This window comes from Celeribacter persicus (assembly GCF_003050785.1).
Classification (GTDB): Bacteria; Pseudomonadota; Alphaproteobacteria; order Rhodobacterales; family Rhodobacteraceae; genus Celeribacter; species Celeribacter persicus.
Map to the genome: position 1 here is coordinate 53,208 of NZ_QAOH01000006.1, position 20,738 is coordinate 73,945.

General features: G+C 60.5%; 23 protein-coding genes. 4 read left to right on the plus strand and 19 right to left on the minus strand.

The window, feature by feature from the left end:
- Position 1 precedes the first annotated feature (1 nt).
- The 18 genes from nuoH to C8N42_RS09480 form a co-directional block, all read right to left on the minus strand.
- Positions 2 to 1,039 (minus strand): NADH-quinone oxidoreductase subunit NuoH, encoded by a 1,038-nt coding sequence (gene nuoH / locus C8N42_RS09395; RefSeq protein ID WP_107816314.1) that lies wholly within the window; start codon positions 1,037 to 1,039, stop codon positions 2 to 4.
- A gap of 15 nt (positions 1,040 to 1,054) precedes the next feature.
- Positions 1,055 to 1,477, minus strand: a complete 423-nt coding sequence (locus C8N42_RS09400) for a hypothetical protein (protein WP_211309171.1) — start codon at positions 1,475 to 1,477, stop codon at positions 1,055 to 1,057.
- Positions 1,477 to 3,495 (minus strand): NADH-quinone oxidoreductase subunit NuoG, encoded by a 2,019-nt coding sequence (nuoG, locus tag C8N42_RS09405; protein ID WP_107816501.1) that lies wholly within the window; start codon positions 3,493 to 3,495, stop codon positions 1,477 to 1,479. Before nuoG ends, C8N42_RS09400 begins: the two co-directional genes overlap by 1 nt.
- A 7-nt stretch (positions 3,496 to 3,502) precedes the next feature.
- Positions 3,503 to 3,901 carry a DUF5333 family protein gene (locus C8N42_RS09410; RefSeq protein WP_107816315.1) on the minus strand — a complete coding sequence of 133 codons (399 nt, stop codon included), beginning with the start codon at positions 3,899 to 3,901 and terminating at the stop codon, positions 3,503 to 3,505.
- Positions 3,898 to 4,308 carry a DUF5333 domain-containing protein gene (locus C8N42_RS09415; protein ID WP_107816316.1) on the minus strand — a complete coding sequence of 137 codons (411 nt, stop codon included), beginning with the start codon at positions 4,306 to 4,308 and terminating at the stop codon, positions 3,898 to 3,900. Before C8N42_RS09415 ends, C8N42_RS09410 begins: the two co-directional genes overlap by 4 nt.
- A complete protein-coding gene (locus C8N42_RS09420; protein ID WP_107816317.1) occupies positions 4,305 to 4,811 on the minus strand; it encodes a DUF3291 domain-containing protein in 507 nt (168 codons plus the stop codon). The genes C8N42_RS09415 and C8N42_RS09420 overlap by 4 nt, the downstream gene beginning before the upstream one ends.
- The gene (locus tag C8N42_RS09425) at positions 4,811 to 5,224 is read right to left on the minus strand and encodes a hypothetical protein (RefSeq protein ID WP_107816318.1); all 414 of its coding nucleotides are present in this window, start codon (positions 5,222 to 5,224) and stop codon (positions 4,811 to 4,813) included. The genes C8N42_RS09420 and C8N42_RS09425 overlap by 1 nt, the downstream gene beginning before the upstream one ends.
- A gap of 9 nt (positions 5,225 to 5,233) precedes the next feature.
- A complete protein-coding gene (gene nuoF, locus C8N42_RS09430) occupies positions 5,234 to 6,532 on the minus strand; it encodes an NADH-quinone oxidoreductase subunit NuoF (protein WP_107816319.1) in 1,299 nt (432 codons plus the stop codon).
- 13 nt (positions 6,533 to 6,545) lie between these two features.
- Positions 6,546 to 6,767, minus strand: coding sequence for a DUF5337 domain-containing protein (locus tag C8N42_RS09435; RefSeq protein WP_107816320.1), 222 nt, complete (start codon positions 6,765 to 6,767; stop codon positions 6,546 to 6,548).
- 13 nt (positions 6,768 to 6,780) lie between these two features.
- Entirely contained in the window at positions 6,781 to 7,473 is a 693-nt protein-coding gene (locus C8N42_RS09440) for an NADH-quinone oxidoreductase subunit E (protein WP_107816321.1), read from the minus strand.
- Positions 7,474 to 7,537: 64 nt separating this feature from the next.
- Complete coding sequence (locus C8N42_RS09445; RefSeq protein ID WP_107816322.1) at positions 7,538 to 8,692, minus strand: NADH-quinone oxidoreductase subunit E; 1,155 nt, start codon at positions 8,690 to 8,692, stop codon at positions 7,538 to 7,540.
- The gene (locus tag C8N42_RS09450) at positions 8,692 to 9,933 is read right to left on the minus strand and encodes an NADH-quinone oxidoreductase subunit D (RefSeq protein WP_107816323.1); all 1,242 of its coding nucleotides are present in this window, start codon (positions 9,931 to 9,933) and stop codon (positions 8,692 to 8,694) included. Before C8N42_RS09450 ends, C8N42_RS09445 begins: the two co-directional genes overlap by 1 nt.
- 2 nt (positions 9,934 to 9,935) lie before the next feature.
- Positions 9,936 to 10,832, minus strand: coding sequence for a sulfotransferase (locus C8N42_RS09455; protein ID WP_107816324.1), 897 nt, complete (start codon positions 10,830 to 10,832; stop codon positions 9,936 to 9,938).
- Positions 10,833 to 10,835: 3 nt separating this feature from the next.
- The gene (locus C8N42_RS09460; RefSeq protein WP_107816325.1) at positions 10,836 to 11,438 is read right to left on the minus strand and encodes an NADH-quinone oxidoreductase subunit C; all 603 of its coding nucleotides are present in this window, start codon (positions 11,436 to 11,438) and stop codon (positions 10,836 to 10,838) included.
- An 11-nt stretch (positions 11,439 to 11,449) separates the two neighbouring features.
- Complete coding sequence (locus C8N42_RS09465; RefSeq protein ID WP_211309172.1) at positions 11,450 to 11,983, minus strand: NuoB/complex I 20 kDa subunit family protein; 534 nt, start codon at positions 11,981 to 11,983, stop codon at positions 11,450 to 11,452.
- Positions 11,974 to 12,339, minus strand: a complete 366-nt coding sequence (locus C8N42_RS09470) for an NADH-quinone oxidoreductase subunit A (protein WP_107816326.1) — start codon at positions 12,337 to 12,339, stop codon at positions 11,974 to 11,976. Before C8N42_RS09470 ends, C8N42_RS09465 begins: the two co-directional genes overlap by 10 nt.
- A gap of 361 nt (positions 12,340 to 12,700) precedes the next feature.
- Positions 12,701 to 13,894 (minus strand): DegT/DnrJ/EryC1/StrS family aminotransferase, encoded by a 1,194-nt coding sequence (locus C8N42_RS09475; RefSeq protein WP_107816327.1) that lies wholly within the window; start codon positions 13,892 to 13,894, stop codon positions 12,701 to 12,703.
- Positions 13,891 to 14,556, minus strand: coding sequence for an HAD-IA family hydrolase (locus C8N42_RS09480; protein WP_107816328.1), 666 nt, complete (start codon positions 14,554 to 14,556; stop codon positions 13,891 to 13,893). The genes C8N42_RS09475 and C8N42_RS09480 overlap by 4 nt, the downstream gene beginning before the upstream one ends.
- Before the next feature lie 171 nt (positions 14,557 to 14,727).
- Between C8N42_RS09480 and glmU the strand changes: the two genes are divergently transcribed.
- Genes glmU through moaA form a run of 4 tightly spaced genes read left to right on the plus strand, consistent with a single transcriptional unit; the run spans position 14,728 to position 19,606 of the window.
- On the plus strand, positions 14,728 to 16,080 hold the full coding sequence (gene glmU, locus C8N42_RS09485; RefSeq protein ID WP_107816329.1) for a bifunctional UDP-N-acetylglucosamine diphosphorylase/glucosamine-1-phosphate N-acetyltransferase GlmU: 1,353 nt from the start codon (positions 14,728 to 14,730) through the stop codon (positions 16,078 to 16,080).
- A gap of 1 nt (position 16,081) precedes the next feature.
- Complete coding sequence (gene glmS / locus C8N42_RS09490; RefSeq protein ID WP_107816330.1) at positions 16,082 to 17,896, plus strand: glutamine--fructose-6-phosphate transaminase (isomerizing); 1,815 nt, start codon at positions 16,082 to 16,084, stop codon at positions 17,894 to 17,896.
- Between the two features lie 10 nt (positions 17,897 to 17,906).
- Positions 17,907 to 18,551 (plus strand): DNA alkylation repair protein, encoded by a 645-nt coding sequence (locus tag C8N42_RS09495; protein WP_170109258.1) that lies wholly within the window; start codon positions 17,907 to 17,909, stop codon positions 18,549 to 18,551.
- A 41-nt stretch (positions 18,552 to 18,592) separates the two neighbouring features.
- Positions 18,593 to 19,606: a GTP 3',8-cyclase MoaA gene (moaA, locus tag C8N42_RS09500; protein WP_107816332.1), complete on the plus strand. Its 1,014-nt coding sequence runs from the start codon at positions 18,593 to 18,595 to the stop codon at positions 19,604 to 19,606.
- Here moaA and C8N42_RS09505 read toward each other — a convergent pair whose 3' ends face one another.
- A complete protein-coding gene (locus C8N42_RS09505) occupies positions 19,607 to 20,701 on the minus strand; it encodes a hypothetical protein (RefSeq protein WP_107816333.1) in 1,095 nt (364 codons plus the stop codon).
- Between the last annotated feature and the right edge of the window lie 37 nt (positions 20,702 to 20,738).

Consider the following 20,738-nt stretch of genomic DNA (forward strand, 5'->3'; position numbering starts at 1 on the left):
ATCAGCCTCCAATCGTCCAGCGCGCCCAGAACGCGCCGAAGACTTCGTATTTGGCAAGGAACGCGACCAGAACGACCCAGCCCAGCGACAGCGGCAGGAAAACCTTCCAACCGATGCGCATCAGCTGATCGTAGCGATAGCGCGGCACGATGGCTTTCACCATCGAGAAGATGAAGAAGAAGAACAGCATCTTGCCGACGAGCCACAGGATGCCATCGGGCAGGAATTCAACCGGGGAGTTCCAGCCGCCGAAGAACAGGATGGAGATCAGCGCACACATCAGCACCACGGCCATCAGTTCGCCCATCATAAACAGAAGGAACGGCGTGGAGGAGTATTCCACCTGATAACCGGCGACCAGTTCCGATTCCGCTTCCGGCAAATCGAACGGCGGGCGGTTGGTTTCCGCCAGAGCCGAGACGAAGAACAGGAAGACCATCGGCAGGTGCGGCAGCCAGTACCAGGAGAATATCCCTGCCCCGTCTTGTGCTGCGACGATGTCGCCGAAGTTCATCGACCCGGTCGAGATGATCACGCCGATGATGATCAGGCCGATCGAGACCTCGTAAGAGATCATCTGCGCGGCGGAGCGCAGCGAGCCGAGGAACGGGTATTTCGAGTTCGACGCCCAGCCGCCCATGATCACGCCATACACTTCGAGCGAGGAAATCGCGAAGATGTAGAGGATCGCGACGTTGATGTCGGAGATCACCCAGCCGTCGTTCCACGGGATCACCACCCATGCGATACAGGCGGTGATGAAGGTGATCATCGGCGCCAGGTAGAAGACGAATTTATCCGCCCCTGCCGGCACGACCACCTCTTTCACGAGGTATTTGATGAAGTCCGCAAAGGACTGCAACAGGCCGAAGATGCCCACAATGTTGGGACCTTTGCGCATCTGGACAGCCGCCCAGATTTTCCGGTCGCCATACATCAGGAAGGCGAGCGCCACGAAGAGCGGCACGAGGACCAGCAAAATCTGCCCGAGTGTGAGCAGGAAGATCCCCAGATTTGTTGTCGTGAAATATTCGACCATTGTCGTCCTAGCCTTTCACACCGTCGGTATTCCGTTGTCCCGGCAGTTTGCGACGACGACTTCAGCGTCGAGCTGGCGCAAACCGTCGGGGAGCGCTGGCGAGATGGTGTAAACAGCATCTGCCCGCCAAATTCCACCCTCTTGTGCGACATTTGTGCGCACATGACGCGCAAATCCGTATCCCCGGATCAACGCGTATTGCGCGGCGGCACAATCTGCATAGGCCACCACGCTGTCTTTTGCCCCATCCCCTTGTGCGGAGACGAAAAAATTCACCAGATCGCCATCGAGAAGACGGGTCTGCACACCGAGGAAATCGGTGGCTTGCGCCGCGCGCGACACATCCGGCACGGGAGCCGTACAGCAGGTCTGCCCGCAAGCGGAAAGACCCGTCAGCATCAGCCCGAAACCGGCCATATGTGTGGCGCGGTGCCCCATTACTCGGCCGCCATTGGCGTCTCAGCGCGGGCTTTCGCCATAGCGGAGAGCTCCGCCATCAATACGGACGCGCGCGCAATCGGGTTGGTGAGGTAGAAATCCTTCACCGCGTTGCGGAAAGTGGCCTTGCCAAGCGATTTCGAAGGCAGGGCAACCACAGCATTTTCCGGCACTGTGTCGATCTTCGCCAGATGCGGCACCTCGGCAATCAGCGCCTTACGCAACTGCGCCAGAGAATCGTAGGGCAGCGTCGCACCGAGTTCGGCGGACAGCGCCCGCAGAATCGCCCAGTTCTCTTTCGCCTCGCCCGGCGGGAAGGCAGCACGCAGAGCCAACTGAGGCCGACCTTCGAGGTTCACAAACAGTCCGTTTTCTTCCGTGTAGGCCGCCCCCGGCAGAATCACGTCGGCGCGGTGCGCGCCAAGATCGCCATGCGAGCCCTGATAGATCACGAAGGGACCGGCGGCGATTTCGACCTCATCGGCACCGAGGTTATAGATCACCTCTGCCCCGTTGGTCGCAGCGTCCAGCCCACCTTCGGTCACGGCATTCACATCCATCGCCCCCACGCGGGAGGCGGCAGTGTGGAGCACCATGAGTTTCGACCCGGTGGCTTCCGCGAGTTTCTGCGCCGTGGCCAGAACCGCTTCGCCATCGGCCTCGTTGATCGCCCCCGCACCAACGATGACGATGGACGGCTGATCCAGAACGTCGCCGTAATTGTGGCTCAGAAGACCTTCGAGCGCCGCACGGTCGGTGCCGACATGGGCATAATCGTAAGTCAGATCGACGGGCTGGCCGACGAGACCGACCTTGGCGCCTTTCGCCCAGGCCTTGCGGATACGGGCGTTCAGCACCGGCGCTTCATCGCGCGGGTTGGTGCCGATCAACTGAATGTATTTCGCATCGTCGATGTCGGCGATAGTCGCAGTACCGGCGTAAACGCCACGGTTGCCCGCGGGCAGTTTCGCGCCATCGACACGGCATTCGATGTTACCGCCCAGCCCCTCGACAAGACCTTTCAACGCATAGATCGCCTCGACCGGAGCCAGATCGCCCACGAGAGCGGCAACTTTCTTGCCCTTCATCGCCGCAGCCGCGACGGAGAGCGCCTCGGCCCAGGTGGCCTTGGTCAGCTTGCCGTTCTTGCGGATATAGGGCGTGTCGATGCGCTGACGCTTGAGACCGTCCCAGATGAAGCGGGTCTTGTCGGAAATCCACTCCTCGTTCACGTCGTCATGGTTGCGCGGCAGGATACGCATCACTTCGCGGCCCTTGGTATCCACACGAATATTGGAGCCCATCGCGTCCATCACGTCGATGGTTTCGGTCTTGGTCAGTTCCCACGGGCGTGCGGTAAAGGCATAGGGTTTCGAGGTCAGCGCGCCGACCGGGCACAGGTCGATGATGTTGCCTTGCAGGTTCGAGGCCAGCGTTTCGTTGAGATAGCTGGTGATCTCGCTGTCTTCGCCACGACCGGTCTGGCCCATCTGGGTGATGCCCGCGACCTCGGTGGTGAAGCGTACGCAGCGGGTGCAGGAAATGCAGCGGGTCATGGTGGTCGCGACGAGCGGGCCGAGGTTCAGATCCTCGGAGGCCCGCTTCGGTTCGCGGTAGCGGGAGAAATCCACACCGTAGGCCATGGCCTGATCCTGAAGGTCGCATTCGCCGCCCTGATCGCAGATCGGGCAATCGAGCGGGTGGTTGATCAGGAGAAACTCCATCACACCCTCGCGGGCCTTCTTGACCATCGGCGAATTGGTTTTCACCACCGGCGGAGCGCCTTCCGGCCCCGGGCGCAGGTCACGCACCTGCATGGCACAGGAGGCCGCCGGTTTCGGCGGGCCGCCCACGACCTCGACCAGACACATGCGGCAATTGCCCGCAATGGAGAGCCGTTCGTGATAGCAGAACCGCGGCACTTCGATCCCGGCCACTTCACAGGCCTGGAGGATCGTCATGGCCGGATCGACTTCGACCTCGGTCCCGTCAATGATGATTTTGCGCGTATCTGCCATGGTCACATCACCTGTTCTTCATCAGCTTGCCGAGCGGCGTCCGCCCTGCAATCTGCGCTTTGCCGAAGGCGCACATCGCCTCCGTGTCTCGTTTCTCAATGCCCTGAGCGGCAAAGAAGCTTTTCGATTCATCCGCCAGAACCGCCAGAAAGGCCGGGTCCTGAAGGGTTTGAATGTCGTCCGCGCCATAGCCCTTGGCGACGATCGTCGCCATCATGGCCTGCGCCTGTTTGTTGACCTGCGCCGTGCGCGGAGCCAGTTTCGGACAGATGGTCGTCAGTTCGGTGACGATCATGTTGTCGACCAGAGGACCACGGATGTCCGGGTCCTCGGTGATCACCATCTGCGCCACTGCGGGCATGGCCCAGAGCGCGACAACAGCGGGATATGCGAAGCGACCGATCATTTCACACTCCTCAGAAAACTGCCGATGAGCGACCCTTTGGCGATTTCCCCTGCCCCGAAGGCACAGAGCCCCTCTGGCGTTTTCGGATCGAACCCCGCGCGGCGGATATAGTCCTCGCCCAGGCGGCGAATACGTGCTTCTTCGGCGTCACTGTCCACATAGGCGCGGATCTGGTCATCTGAATACCCCATGGAAGAGGCCTTGTGTTTCAGCCCCCAGAGGAAGGACAGGCCCTTGAGCTTTCTCACCTCGATGGTCGGGCATTCGTCCGCCACCTCGATGGCCAGACCGGCCCAGAGCATGTTCTGGTCGATCTCCCTGACTTCACGAAGCGGCGGCAACTCGGCAGCGGCGGCGGCACCTGCGGCGAAGGCGAAAGCGAGGGTGACATATTTGATCTGTTTCATAGGAAAACTCCCTGAGCGGGCCGACAGCTTTTCGTCGTGAAAAGCGTGGCCTGTTTCAGATACGACCAGCCAAAGGCATGATCGCTGTCCCCATGTTCCTGCTTGTAGGCGAGACGTTCCATCGCCTCTGCCAGTGTGGGCTTGTGCCCTTCCTCGACATACCACATCACGAAATGCTGGTCGGCCATCAGCTCGAACCATTCCGCGCGGCGGTCGTAAAACTGTTTGTGCACCGTATTGAAGACGAAATGCTCAAGGCTTTCGACATCTTCCCAAACGGTGAGATTGGCGACGAATTGCGGATCGTCACCGATGTTGTTCTCGGTGTTTCCGGTGCCAGGCTCTCCCGAGCCCTCCATCATCCAGACAAACCCCGGCATGCGTTTGCCCATGCCGTTGATCCGGTCCAGCGCGCCCATGAATTCGGCCACGCGCGGATCGTCCGTCGGGGCCACAAGGCGCCCGATGTTCAGTTCCGCGAGATATGTGCCGACAGGTTGCATCAGCGAGCCGGTCCTTCCACCAAGGTTGCGCCCAGGGGCGTCATTTGTTTCATCTCTGCACGGGCAGCCGCACAGAACGCCTTGCCGTCCGCCACGCCATGCTGCGCTACGAACGCGGCGCGTGCATTCTCATGCCGTGCGGCATTGACCGCCGGGTCGATGAACGGCTGGCGCTCGACCCGCGATGAGAGGAAGCTGTGCACCTGCGAGTGCGTCCCGATCCCATCACAACTCTCCGCAATGTCTTGCGACAGCAAGAGCATTCCCGCCAACTCTTCCGTCCCCATATCGCGAAATGCCGCCCGCGCGACCGTCATGCGATCCTGAGACATGCCGCGCATGGCCTCATTCGCTTCGTCCACCTGACAGGCGGCGAGCAGCATGAACGGCAATATGGCGAGGGCGGGTTTCATGAGCTTGTCTTACTCCGCCGCAAAGGCCGCCGTCACGCGGCCGGTTTTCTTGGCTTTGATACGATCCTCAATCTCGCCACGGAAGTGACGGATGAGACCCTGGATAGGCCAGGCCGCCGCATCGCCCAAGGCACAGATGGTGTGCCCTTCGACCTGTTTGGTCACATCGAGCAGCATGTCGATCTCTTCGATCTCCGCATCGCCCGTCACCAGCCGCTCCATCACGCGCATCATCCAGCCGGTGCCTTCGCGGCACGGTGTACACTGACCGCAGCTTTCGTGCTTGAAGAAGGCCGACAGGCGCCACACGGCTTTCACTACGTCCACGGAATTGTCCATCACGATCATGCAACCGGTGCCGAAGGAACTCTTGTTCTCCCGCATCCAGTCGAAGTCAAAAATCGCATCTTCCAACGCCTCTTTCGGCAGCACCGGGCACGACGCCCCGCCCGGAATGATTGCCTTGAGATTGTCCCAGCCGCCGCGAATACCACCGCCGTGTTTCTCGATGATCTCGCGCACGGACATCGACATCTCTTCCTCGAACACGCAGGGCGTGTTGACGTGGCCGGTGAGCGCCATGAGCTTGGTGCCTGCGTTGTTCGGACGCCCGAAGGAGGAGAACCAGTCCGCGCCACGCCGGATGATCGTCGGCACGACGGCGATGGATTCCACGTTGTTCACCGTGGTCGGGCACCCATAGAGACCCGCACCCGCCGGGAAGGGCGGTTTCATCCGGGGCATGCCCTTTTTGCCTTCGAGAGACTCGATGAGGGCGGTTTCCTCGCCACAGATATAGGCCCCTGCCCCATGGTGCAGGTAAACATCGAAATCGTAGCCGGATTTGCAGGCGTTCTTGCCGATCAGACCGGCGTCATAGGCCTCGTCGATCGCAGCTTGAAGCGCCTCTTTCTCGCGGATGTATTCGCCGCGAATGTAGATATAGGCGGCAACCGCGCCCATGGCGAAACCGGCGATCAGCGCGCCTTCGACCAGCGTGTGCGGATCGTGGCGCATGATCTCGCGGTCCTTGCAGGTCGCGGGCTCGGATTCGTCGGCGTTGATCACCAAATAGGACGGACGCCCATCGCTTTCCTTCGGCATGAAGGACCATTTGAGGCCGGTCGGAAAGCCCGCGCCGCCACGACCACGCAGGCCCGAAGCCTTGACCTGATCAATGATCCAGTCGCGCCCGTTGGCGAGAATGCCTGCCGTGCCGTCCCAATGGCCGCGCGCCATCGCACCTTTGAGGCTACGGTCATTCATCCCGTAGAGGTTGGTAAAGATCCGATCCTGATCCTTGAGCATCGCTCTTGTCCCTTCAGTCCTGCTGACGCGTGTCGCGCCAGATCTGATAAATCACCACGAAGGCCCACACGAAAGCGGCCAGCGCCATGAGGTCGAGCAGGAACGCGTAACGCACAGGCATTCCGAGTTTCCCGCCCAGCCACTGGGCCCCGAGCCAGACCAGCATCGTCAAAGCAATCACCAGCGCCACCATGCGCGCCTTTTTCGCCAGATGCCGGTCCTTGTCGGGAACCATTGTCTTTCACTCCTCAGTACACGTCGCCATCCTTGACGCGTTTCGAGAATTCCGTTTCTTCGCCCTCGGAGAGGGCTTTCGCCTGACCGACCCAATCGTCCCGGGTCACCCGGCCTTTGAACCCTTTCAGGTTCGCATCCATCCAGGCCACTTCGGCATTGTTCCAGGCGGCGATCTGACCGAAATGGTAGACCCCCATGGAGTGCAGCAGCGTCTCAAGCTTCGGCCCCACGCCCTTGATCTGTTTCAGATCGTCGGCCCCGCCTTCGAGCGGCATCTTGAGAAGCGTCGGCTTTTCGCCAGCTTCCGTGACGACCTCCGCCACCGTCTCCTCTGCGGCCTCTTCGACCGGCTCTGGCTCAGGTGTCGCAGCCGCGGCAGCCGAGCGCACCTCGCGCGTGTCGGCGGCATGTGGTTCCGGCGCGATCTCCTCGGCCACCGAGATCGGTTCATCTCCGACGGAGGCCGTCGCCATGAGGCCCTCGGCGCTCACCTCCGCTTCGGGATGTCCCTCCGGCGGTGTGACCTCTTCCTCGTGCCAGCCGATCCACAGCAGGATCGCCACGAGGAAAGTCACGAGAACGCCCACGATGATCGAGTCTGCGGTCGCATATCCTGCGATCCACAAAAGGGCCAGAAAGGCCAATACCCCGCAAATGGCTGAAATCAGCCAAATCTTGGGTGTTTTGGTCGTCGCCTCACTCATCGTGTTCTCCTCTACCGGTCCCTGTCAGGTCGTCGTCGGGCCTTTGGCCTCTCTTGTCATCGTCTCAGTATTTCGCACGTTTGGAGAACTCAGTCTCCCCGCCCGCCGCAAGAATTTTCGCCTGTTCGATCCAGCCGTCCCGTTCGATCCGGCCCTTGAATTTCAGGCGGCTGTCGACCCAGGCGATTTCCGCCGGCGTCCAGTTCGCGACCTGATCGTAATGGTAGAAGCCCAGCTCGTTGAGCGTCTGCTCAAGCTTCGGCCCCACACCTTTGAGTTTCTTGAGGTCATCCGCCCCGCCCTCGCGCGCCGCGCTTAGAAGTTCCGGCTGTTTCTCTTCCACCGCCGGAGTTCCGGTCGAGGTGGCGTCCGCCTCTTGCTTCGTCACACCGTTTTCGCTGACCGGCTTGTCTTTTGCCGGTTTCGGCTCGGCCTTTTTCGCATCCGCAGCCTGCTGCACGGCGGATTTCGCCGCCGCCGGGGCTTTCGGCACGGAGCCGTGGCCCGCCCCCTTGGAAATCCACGGGGTCAGAAGCGGCACTTCGGTGCCGTCGATGCGTTTGATCGTATCGCCGATGTCGACGGCGCGCTGCACGGAACCGTTATATTGCGCACCGGTGCCCTTGTACTCGGCCAGCACCACCGGACCACCGGCGGGCTCAGACGAATAACGACCGGCTTGCGAGCCGGGCAGCGGCACATTGCCCGCTTCCATCTGATCGAGCAGCTTCTCGAAATTTTCGGCGGTCAGGTCCTCGTAATAGTCCTTGCCGATCTGGGCCATCGGCGCGTTGGCGCAGGCACCCAGACATTCAACCTCTTCCCAAGAGAACTTGCCATCGGCGGAGAGCGTGTGCGGTTTCCCGGCAATGCGGCGTTTGCAGACCTCGATGATGTCCCCCGAGCCGCAGATCATGCAGGTCGTGGTGCCGCACACCTGAATATGCGCCACGGATCCAACCGGTTGCAGTTGGAACATGAAGTAAAAGGTCGCCACTTCCAGCGCCCGGATATAGGCCATGCCCAGCATATCCGCGACATATTCGATCGCGGGTTTGGTGAGCCAGCCCTCTTGTTCTTGCGCCCGCCACAGAAGCGGAATGATCGCGGATTGCGCCCGACCTTCCGGGTATTTGGCGATCTGCCCCTCGGCCCAGGCGAGGTTCGCGGGCGTGAATTCGAAAGAGGCGGGTTGTTCAGAATAAAGACGGCGGAGCATTAGCGGTCGACCTCCCCGAAAACGATGTCCATGGTGGCGATGATGGCGGAGACATCCGCGAGCTGGTGGCCCTTGGCCATGTGGTCCATCGCCTGCAAGTGAAGGTACCCCGGCGCACGGAGTTTCGCACGGTAGGGTTTGTTCGTTCCGTCGGAAACGAGGAACACGCCGAACTCGCCTTTCGGCGCTTCGACGGCGGCATAGACCTCGCCCTGCGGCAGTTTGAACCCTTCGGTGTAAAGTTTGAAGTGATGGATGAGTGCCTCCATGGAGGTTTTCATATCACTGCGTTTCGGCGGCGTGAGCTTGCCACGGGCCAGCACATCGCCCTGATTTTCCGGCATCCGCAGCATGGCGCATGCCTGTTTGATGATCTTGGTCGACTCGGCCATTTCCAACATGCGGCACATGTAGCGGTCATAGCAGTCGCCGCTGGTGCCGACCGGAATCTGGAAATCGAACTCGTTGTAGCACTCATAGGGCTGGCTGCGACGCAGGTCCCAGGCAAGGCCCGAGCCGCGCACCATCACGCCAGAGAAGCCCCAGTCGAGCACTTCTTCCTCGCTGACGATGCCGATGTCGACGGTCCGCTGTTTGAAGATGCGGTTGTCCGACAGCAGGTAGTGAATGTCGTCAAGCACTTTCGGGAAGTGATCGGCCCAGGCCTCGATATCGTCGATCAGCTCCGGCGGCAGGTCCTGATGGACGCCGCCCGGACGGAAATAGGCGGAGTGAAGACGCGCGCCACAGGCCCTCTCATAGAAGATCATGAGCTTTTCACGCTCTTCGAAGCCCCAGAGCGGCGGCGTCAGCGCACCGACGTCCATCGCACCGGTGGTGGTGTTCAGAAGGTGGTTCAGAACGCGGCCGATCTCGGAATAGAGCACGCGGATGAGAGAGGCACGGCGCGGGATTTCGACACCGGCCAGACGTTCGATGGCCAGACACCAGGCATGTTCCTGGTTCATCGGCGCCACGTAATCGAGACGGTCGAGATAGGGCAGGTTCTGGAGATACGTACGGTTCTCCATCAGCTTTTCGGTGCCGCGGTGCAAAAGACCGATATGCGGGTCGGCGCGCTCCACGATCTCACCGTCCAGCTCCAGAACCATCCGCAACACACCGTGGGCCGCAGGGTGCTGAGGCCCGAAGTTGATGTTGAAGTTCCGGATCTTCTGTTCGGTGTCGGTCGCGTCGTGCGAACCGTCATCGTAGGTGTTTTGCCGGATATCGACGTCCATTCTCAGATCCTCGCCATATTCGCCTGCCACCGCGCGGGCAGCGGGCCAAAGCTCTTTTCGACATAGGCATATTGCGGCGCCAGGAATTGCGCTGCCTCATGCCGCTGTTTGTCACTCAGTTTCAGATGCACACCTTCATGCGCATGCGGTTCTTGGTCTACGGGCTTCTCAGAAATTCCAAGGAAAGCGCAGAGACTCGTAAGCCCCTCGCCCGACAGCACGTCCTCGGTAAAGCCCACGAAAAGCTTGTCCTCGGGCACCGCCCGTTTGAGTTTTTCCACGATCCCGACATAGTCGCCGCGTTCGGGAATATGGGTTTCCATGCCCTTTTTCATCGTGCGGTTCATGATCCGCCGGGCCTTGATCGCGACCTCTTCGCCGGGCTGGCGCTGGCGCGTGGCCTGCATGCGCACATGCGACCAAAGACGGTCCACCGGATCGCGCATCAGGAAGACGAAACGCACATCGGGCGCCATATGCGCCATCTCGCGCAGGCGCTCTTCGGTCAAAAGACCGTAGCCCGGTGTGATGTCGCCCGCGACTTTCTTGTCCCCGATCCCGTCCAGAAGATAGAACAGGTAATCGGACACGCCCTCGCGCCCCAGTTCGAGAATGCGCACGATCTCGTCCACATCCATGATCTGACGCTCAAGATTGCCCACCTTCCAGAGATTGGCGTTCTTGCGCGCGATATTCTGGCGTCCGACAAGATCGGCGCGCAGACGGGCGTAGACATCAAACTGATGCTCGTAATCGTCGAAATCCACAGTGTCGAAATAGTGGATTTCCTTGATCGAACGCATGTGGCAATCCGGGTGATCGTGCAAATAGCGATAAAGCGAGCTGGTGCCCGCTTTCGTCGCGCCGACGCAGATCATGATGGCCGGATCGCCGCTCACGTCTCAGGCCCCCTTCTCGTCGCCGGGAAGGATGTATTTCGCGCCTTCCCATGGGGAAAGGTTGTCGAACTGGCGGTATTCCTGCACGAGGCTCACCGGCTCGTAGACCACGCGTTTCAGCTCTTCGTCATAGCGCACTTCGGTGTAACCCGTGGCCGGGAAATCCTTGCGCAGCGGATGGCCGCGGAAGCCGTAGTCGGTCAGCAGACGACGCAGGTCCGGGTGACCGGAGAAGATGATGCCGAACATATCGAAGGTTTCACGCTCGAACCAGCCCGCCGACGGGTGCACGGAGATGATCGAGGGGATCGTTTCCTCTTCGCGCAGGGCGGCGATCACGCGGATGCGCTGGTTCTGATACATCGACAGGAAGTGATAAACCACGTCGAAGCGCTGCTCGCGCTCCGGGTGATCGACCGCCGTGATGTCCACCAGCGAGGAGAACTTGCAGGTGCCGTCGGTTTTCAGAAAATCGACGAAATCCACAATCCCGGCGGCGGTCACGGTCACATTCAGCTCGCCAAAGGCCACCTCGGTCGAGAGCACGTCATCGGGACGTTTCATCTCGATATGGGCGGCGAGTTCCAGAAGGGCTTCTTCGCTCATCAGATCTCTCCTTAGCGGGCAATCGTGCCGGTGCGGCGGATTTTGCGCTGCAATTGCAGCAACCCGTACATCAGCGCTTCTGCGGTCGGCGGGCAGCCGGGGACATAGACGTCCACGGGCACGATGCGGTCACAGCCGCGCACCACCGAATAGCTGTAGTGATAATAGCCGCCGCCATTGGCGCAGGACCCCATGGAGATCACGTAACGCGGTTCCGGCATCTGGTCGTAGACCTTGCGCAGGGCGGGGGCCATCTTGTTGGTCAGTGTACCTGCGACGATCATCAGGTCGGACTGGCGCGGGGAGGCGCGGGGTGCCGTACCGTAGCGTTCGAGATCGTAACGCGGCATGGAGGTCTGCATCATCTCGACGGCGCAGCAGGCAAGACCGAAGGTCATCCAGTGCAGCGAGCCGGTGCGCGCCCAGTTGATGATGTCCTCGGTCGAGGTCAACAGAAAGCCTTTGTCCTGCAATTCCTTGTTCAGAGCTTGGGTGGCGACTTCTTTGTCGGCCCCGGCCGTATTGGCTCCGGTCATCACGCCCATTCCAGCGCCCCTTTCTTCCATTCATAGGCAAAGCCCACGGTCAGCACGCCGAGGAACACCATCATCGACCAGAAGCCCGTCATGCTCAGATCCTTGAACGCGACGGCCCAGGGAAAGAGGAAAGCGATTTCGAGATCGAAAATGATGAACAGGATCGACACGAGGTAGAACCGCACGTCGAACTTCATCCGCGCGTCATCGAACGCGTTGAACCCGCATTCATAGGCCGACACTTTTTCCGGGTCGGGATTGCGAACGGCGAGGATGAGGGCTGCGAAGATGAACACCAGGCCCAGCGCAATGGCGAGGCCGAGGAAAATGACGATGGGGAGATATTCCCGAAGCAAGTCTTCCACGAGCGGCTCCTTGGTTTGCGCGCTCTCGGGGAGACTCAATTGTCGAGCAACCTCGGGCGCGCTGCTTTGCTAGCTTGCTGTGGTTTAGCCCCCTGCGACAATATGGTCAACCAAACGCGCAGTGAGAAAAGCCTTAATTTCAAGGGGTCTGACACGTTTTTTTGCACTCGCGATCACGTTACATGGCGCCGCGGCGGGATTTGCCGATACGTCGCGATTCGAAGGGATTTTTCTTATTATTTTTGTCGGAATTCGCAAAATTGCATGCATATGCACACTATTTCGTCACATTCCCCAACGCATATCAAAATACGAATATTTCCTGAACCTTATCCCCTGCCCCACGGACGGGTCGCACAGCTCACCCGGCCCGCAGGATCTCCTCGCGAATAATCCGCGACAATATTGCGCAGTCCTCCAGACTGAAGGTCAGCGGCAAGCGCACATCCATGATCGCGCGCAGCACACGGTCGCTGTCGGGCAGGCTTTGCGGCTTGGCATAGCGCCAGCTTTCGTAACGCGAGGTGAAGGCCACCGGCTCAGGTGCCCCGAACCATTTGAGTTCCACACCACGCGCAAGACAGCGCGCCACCAGCGCTTCGATCTTTTCATCCAGCCAGTCCATCAAAAGAAACTGAAACGAAGAGCCGACATAATGCTCCTGCTGCGAGCGTAGGGTCAGGGTGAGCCCCGGCGTATCCCGCAGCCCCTCCTCGACCACGCGGTAGCGCGCGTTCCAGTTCTCCACCTGACTGTCGAGATTGCGAAGCTGCACCCGCAGGATCGCGGCGCGCAGATGATCCATCCGTCCCGACACATTCGGTGTCTGATATTTGATCGCCTCATACACTTCCGGCGCAGGACCGGCAGTGTGCTTGCCATAGAGCATGTACGATCCCGACAACATGATGGCCCGCGCCGCGATCTCGTCGTCATCGGTGATGAGAAAGCCGCCCTCACCCGAATTGATATGTTTGTAAGTCTGGGTCGAATAACACCCGATGACCCCGTGCCGCCCCGAAGGCACCCCGTCCCAATGCGCTCCCATCGTATGCGCACAATCCTCGATGACGGCAACACCCGCACCGTTACAGATATACATGAGCGCATCCATGTCGACGATATGCCCGCGCATATGAGACAGCATCAGCACCTTTGCCCCGCTCTCCGCAATCTTCACCGGAAGATCGTCGAGGTCGATCACCAGCCCCTCGGTCACACCGACGAACACCGGCCTTGCCCCCACGGAGGCTATCGCACCGGGTACGGGAGCGAGCGTGAAGGCGTTGGTCAGGACCGGCTCACCGGGTTTGACCTCAAGCGCACGCAGCGCACATCCCAGAGCATAACCGCCCGAGGCCACCGCAAGCGCATATTTCGCGCCCGTATAGGCGGCGAATTCCTCTTCGAGTTCCGCGACCTCCCCCTTCTCCCCCGGAAGCGTGTTGTAGCGGTGCAGCCGCCCCGAGCGCATGACCTCCACAGCCCGCGCGATAGCCTCTTCCGGGATTGGCTCCTGCTGGGTGAAGTTACCTTTAAAAACCTCGTCACTCATCCGATCAGTTCCTTCGTCAGCCGCGACAGCTCATTATAATGGGTAAGCAAAGCTTCCGGCTCCAACCGTTTCACCCCGTCCCCATCCGGCCCGAAGGTCACCAGCACACAGGGCACCCCCGCCGCCTTCGCCGTCTCCCGATCCGTCTCAGTGTCGCCCACAAGGAAAGACTGGGATAAGACACCTCCGACCTCCTCGACCGCCGCCAGATAGGGTTTTGGATCGGGTTTCGACACGCCCACCGTCTTTGCGCCGATCATCGAACCGAACAGATCGCGCACGCCAAGCCGGGTCAACAAACGATCCGCCAGATCTTCCGGCTTGTTGGTACATACCCCCACGGCATACCCACCGCTGCGCAGTTCCTCGACCGCATCCGCCGCCCCGTCATAAAGCCGGGTGTGTGTGTCGATGTGCTCCGCGTAGACATCGAGCAGGATCGGATATTGCTCCATCACCTCCGCTTCATCGAACCCCGGTTTCACGCGGGAAAATCCGAGCGTCAGCATCGCCCGCCCACCGCGAAACGCCGTATGCGCATCCCTCTCCGGGTCCAGCACATCGCCATATCCCAGCCCCCGGAAACAGGCATTCGCCGCCGCGATCAGATCGGCGGAGGTGTCCGCCAGCGTGCCGTCGAGATCGAAAATCACAGTGCGCATGTCCGGTCCTTGTTGCGGCAGCGGCGGCTCGCTTTGGGCAAACTCCCGCTGAATGCTGTAATCTGGCGTCAGAATAAGTGAAGCCCCATGCCCGCTCGGGCCCTTGCGGCGCTCCGTGTCATGGGTAAAACGGCAGACAGACAAAGAAAAGAGCAGATCGGGACGAAAACCATGGCAACAGCCCTCATTCTTTTGGCCGCCGGACAGGGAACACGGATGAATTCCGACCTGCCCAAGGTGCTGCACCCGATCGGCAACGCCCCCATGTTTGCCCATGCGCTGGCCTCCGGCACCGCTTTGGACCCGGAGCGCACGGTTCTGGTCGTCGGTCATGGCGGCGATCTGGTCGCGACAGAGGCCGCGAAGATCGACGAGGAGATCGTGATCGCCCGTCAGGAAGAACAACTCGGCACGGCGCACGCGGTTTTGCAGGCGAAAGAGGCGCTGTCGGGGTTCGAAGGCGACGCCATCGTGCTCTATGGCGACACGCCCTTCATTTCCGAGGACACGATCCTGCGCATGGCCGAGGCGCGCAAATCGGCCGATGTGGTCGTTCTGGGCTTCGAGGCCGCCGATCCGGCACGTTACGGACGTCTGGTGATGGAGGGTGACAGGCTCACCCGCATCGTCGAATACAAGGACGCGACAGAGGCCCAGCGCGCAATCACCTTCTGCAATTCCGGTCTGGTCGCCGCCGATGCGAACGTGCTGTTTGAGCTTCTCGAACAGGTCGGGAATGACAATGCCGCCGGGGAATATTATCTACCGGACATCGTTGAAATCGCATGGAAAGCCGGACGCACCGCGACCGCCGTTGCCTGTGACGAATCCGAGACGCTGGGCGTCAACACCCGCGCCGAGCTTGCCCGCGCCGAAGCGATTTTCCAGGCCGCCAAACGTGCGGAAGCGTTGGAGAACGGCGTGACCCTCATGGCGCCCGAAACCGTGTTCTTCTCGCTCGACACCTATATCGGGCGCGATACGGTGGTGGAGCCGAACGTGATCTTCGGCCCCGGCGTCACCGTGGAATCCGGTACACGTCTGCGGGCGTTCAGCCATTTCGAGGGCTGTCATGTGTCGATGGGATCGACCGTCGGCCCCTTCGCCCGTCTGCGCCCCGGCGCAGAACTGTCGAACAACGCGCACATCGGCAATTTCGTCGAGGTGAAAAATGCCCTGATCGGCGAGGGCGCCAAAGTGAACCATCTCACCTATATCGGCGATGCGGAGATCGGCGACGGCACCAACGTGGGCGCGGGCACGATCACCTGCAACTACGACGGCGTGTTCAAACATCGCACCGTCGTGGGACGCAATGCCTTCATCGGCTCGAACACCATGCTGGTCGCGCCGGTGACCGTGGGGGATGAGGCGATGACCGCGAGCGGTTCCGTCATCACCACGAACGTCGAGCCGGGCGCTCTCGCGATCGGACGCGCGAAGCAGGTGAACAAACCGATGCTCGCCGTACGAATGTTCGCAAAGTTAAAGTCTCTCAAAGATAGAAAGCAAAAAGGTCAGTAAAATGTGCGGTATTGTAGGGATTTTGGGAAATCATGAAGCGGCTCCGATCCTCGTCGAGTCACTGAAAAAGCTCGAATATCGCGGCTATGACAGCGCTGGCATCGCCACGGTGTCGAACGGCAGGCTCGACCGTCGCCGCGCGGTCGGCAAGCTGGTGAACCTCTCCGATCTTTTGGTGCATGAACCTTTGGCTGGCAAGACGGGGATCGGTCATATCCGCTGGGCGACCCATGGCGCGGCGACCACCGGCAATGCGCACCCGCATCGCTCCGGTCCGGTCACGGTCGTGCATAACGGCATCATCGAGAATTACCGCGAATTGCGCGCGGAACTGGCCGAGGCGGGTCTTCTCCCGGAGACGGAAACCGATTCCGAGACCGTAGCACTTATGACGCGAATGTATATGGATCGGGGACTTGACCCGCACGAAGCCGCGGTTGCCACCCTCAAGAAACTCGACGGGGCCTTCGCGCTCCTGTGGCTTTTCGAGGGCGAGGACGACCTGATGATCGCCGCGCGCAAAGGCGCGCCGCTGGCCATCGGGCACGGTGAGGGTGAGATGTTCGCGGGCTCGGATGCCATCGCACTGGCTCCGATGACCGACCGCATCACCTATCTGGAACAGGGCGATTATGCCTTCATCACCCGCGCAGGTGTCGAAATCTTCGATGAGGCAGGACGACTGGCCAACCGCGACGAGCAGCGCATCGACCTTGGTGCCACGCAGGTCGAGAAAGGCGGCTACAAGCATTTCATGGCCAAGGAAATCGCCGAACAACCTGCCGTTCTGGGTGACGCTTTGCAACATTATCTCACCGATGATGGGCTGAATCTGCCGTCCGATTTGGACTTTTCGAACATTTCGCGTCTGACGCTGGTGGCCTGTGGCACCGCCTTCTACGCCTGTTCGGTGGCGAAATACTGGTTCGAAAGCCTCGCCCGCCTGCCGGTGGAAATCGACGTTGCCTCGGAATTCCGCTACCGTGAACCACCGCTTCCGACCGACAGCTACGCGATCTTTGTCAGCCAGTCCGGCGAGACCGCCGACACACTGGCCGCGCTTCGGTATTGCCATGAAAAGGTTGCGAAAACCGTTGCCGTGGTGAACGTACCCAGTTCCTCCATCGCGCGCGAAAGCGACATCGCCCTGCCGATCCTCGCAGGCGTCGAGGTCGGCGTGGCGTCGACCAAGGCCTTCACCTGCCAACTCCTCGTCCTCGCGAGCCTCGCGCTCAAGGCGGCGCGCGATCGCGGCCATATGACCGAGGCGGAGCTCAAACAACATATGGAAGAACTGCGCATCCTGCCCGGTCTCCTGACCCGCGCGCTCGATCTCGACGAAACGCTGAATATCGTCTCAAATGACCTTTCCGAGGCGCGCGACGTATTGTTCCTCGGGCGCGGGGCGATGTATCCCCTGGCGCTCGAAGGTGCTTTGAAACTCAAGGAAATCAGCTACATCCATGCCGAAGGCTATGCCTCCGGCGAGCTGAAACACGGCCCCATCGCCCTGATCGACAGCCACACACCGGTGATCGTCTTCGCCCCACACGACCCTTTGTTCGACAAGACCGTCTCGAACATGCAGGAAGTCATGGCGCGCGGTGGCAAGGTGCTTCTGGTTTCCGACAGGAAAGGGTTGGAAATTGCCTCCGAAGGGGTCTGGCAGACGGTGCAAATGCCCGAAGTGCCGGATCTTTTCGCTCCGATCCTCTATGCCGTCCCGGCCCAGCTCATCGCCTATCACACGGCGGTCGCCAAAGGCACCGATGTGGACCAACCGCGCAATCTGGCGAAATCCGTGACGGTGGAATGAGATGTTGAACATGAACGCAACCGAAGTGATGAACCGGCTCAAAGCCGCGGGCGCTGCAGAACGCGCAGCCGATCTGGAGACCCGCTTCGGCACGGGCAATTATTTGGGCGTGCCCCCGCAGACTCTGGAAGACATGGCGCGCGAGCTGCGTCAGGAGATTGCCTTCCCCGCGCGCTTGATGGTGGCCCAAGAACTTTGGAACAGCGGCGTGCTCGAAGCCCGGCTCATGGCTGCGAAACTGCTGACTCAGGCTCGTATCGCGGACGATGCTGCCGTTTGGGACCAGATTTGCGCATGGATTTCTGAGGCCGGGAACTGGGCCGAACTGGATGCGCTCGCCAATGCCGGTGCGCGTCGGATCGTCACCGATTTGTCACGGATGGAGACCGTGCATAGGCTCGCGAAATCCGAACGCACCCTCGACCGGCGCGCAGCGCTTGGCCTGTCTTTACCTCTGGCCAAGCTTGCCCATCCCGATGAAGACGAGAAAAACGCCATCGACGATGTCTTGTTCTGGCTCACCCATGCGTTGCAAGATGCGGATAAGGATGTCTCGCGCATGGCCGACACATGGCTCAGGAGCCTTGGCAAACATGATCGCAAGCACGCAAGTATGGTGCGGCGCGTCGTTCAATCCCGCACAAATGCCGATTGAATCGCTTGGCAGCTTCGCCCACACGCCCTAGATTGTCCGCCATGTCCAACGCGCCCCGTCTCATCGACCCGTTTGCCCGTGCGATCACCTACCTTAGGGTGTCGGTGACGGATCGCTGCGATTTCCGTTGTGTTTATTGCATGGCGGAACACATGACCTTCCTGCCGAAAAAGGAATTGCTCACGCTCGAAGAGCTTGACCGGATGTGTTCCACCTTCATCGGTCTGGGCGTCGAGAAACTGCGGATCACCGGGGGCGAGCCTCTGATGCGGCGCGGGATCATGACCTTTTTCAACAACATGAGCCGGCACCTCGACAGCGGTGCGTTGAAAGAGCTGACGCTGACCACGAACGGCTCGCAGCTCGACCGATTTGCGACCGATCTCTATGCCGCAGGCGTGCGACGGGTGAACGTTTCGCTCGACACGCTGGACACGGATAAATTCGCCCGTGTGACGCGCTGGGGCCGTCTCGATCAGGTGCTCCGCGGGATCGACGCCGCGCGAGAGGCCGGTCTCAGGATCAAGATCAACACCGTGGCGCTCAAGGGCTTCAATGAGGACGAACTTTTCGACCTGACGGAATGGTGCGCGCGTGAAGCAATGGATCTGACCTTCATCGAGGTCATGCCGATGGGCGATCTGGGTAATGAGGACAGGATCGGACAATATTGGTCGCTCAAGGATCTGCGCGGCGATCTTGCCATGCGCTACACACTGACCGATCTCACCGAGCGCACAGGAGGGCCCGCGCGTTATGTGCGGCTTGAAGAGACCAGGCAGAAGATCGGCTTCATCACGCCGCTCACGCATAATTTCTGCGAAAGCTGTAACCGGGTGCGGATGACCTGCACCGGCGATCTCTTCATGTGTCTCGGACAGGAAGACAACGCCTCGCTACGCGACGTCATGCGCGCGCATCCCGAGGATGACGGGCCGCTGATCGCCGCCATCGAAGAGGCGATTTCGCACAAGCCGAAAGGCCACGATTTCGACTATTCCCGCCAGCGGGCCGATGGTCAGGTCTCACGGCATATGAGCCATACCGGAGGGTGATCAGGGCAGCCCGGTCAAATAGTCCGGATGCCACCGAAGCGCGATGATCAGGCACAGAAGTGTCACGATCCATCTGCCGCCGGAGTTGCGCCGGAGCCAACCGACATGCGTGGCCGCGATGAACAGCACCGTCAGGCAAAACGCCTGTAGACTTAGCCACCGGCCCCAATCAATCGCCACGAAATACAGCGGCAGAATCGGCACAACGCCACAGAGGATCAAAAACAATCCACGTCTGACGGGCCGCACATCCGCCACAAAGAACGCATAGGGCAGACTCCAAAGCACGGCCCCCAGGCCGAAATACAGCATGTTCCGCTCGCTCCGGGCCGTGTGCAAGAGCGCCAGATGATCTTTCATCTCCGCCGCAGCCCAGGAGATTGCCCCCGCGCAGAAGGTTTCCGGAACATCCCGCTGCAACAGAGGCTCACAAAGCTGCGCGACGTTGTCGACATTTCGGAACACAAGGGCGAAACAGAAACCTGCGCCCCCGAGCAGCAACACGATCCCGGTCGTAATAAGGACGGGGCGCGTCGGTCGTCCGATATCTTCACGTGATCGCAACACGGCCCAAGAGATCGCCATGAAAACCGGCAAGAGAAATGCCATGGCTTCATGCGCCCAGACCGACAGAACCATGAGCGCACCGGAAAGGTGATAGAGCCAGAGCTTCTGCTTTTGCAGTGCTCCCAGAGCACAAAACAGTGCAAGCGCGCCCAGAATTTCCTTGCGAAAGGTTGCCTCATGTTCAGCGCACCAGAACACCAGAGAAAAGGCCGGGGAGAGGAAAAGCAACGCGGACATGGCATCCTGTGGCAGACGCCATAACACGCGCGCCATCACCACAAGCAGAGCCAGTCCCAGAACGGCCTGCGTCGCGATCACGACAGCCACCGGAGACACAGCGGTCACATCAGACAGCCAAAGGAAAACCTCCCCCACGACACCACGCCGCACGGGACCTCCATGCATGTGAATGAGCCAGTCGCCCTGACGAAAATCCGAACCGCCGTTTTTCCAGTCCCCGGTGAGACTGGAGATGAATGACGCGAGGCAGAAGAGCAACACAAGGAAGAGAAGCGCACGATAGGCCATGCGCCCAGCTCTGTCCGCGTCCCAAGGGAACCCGCTC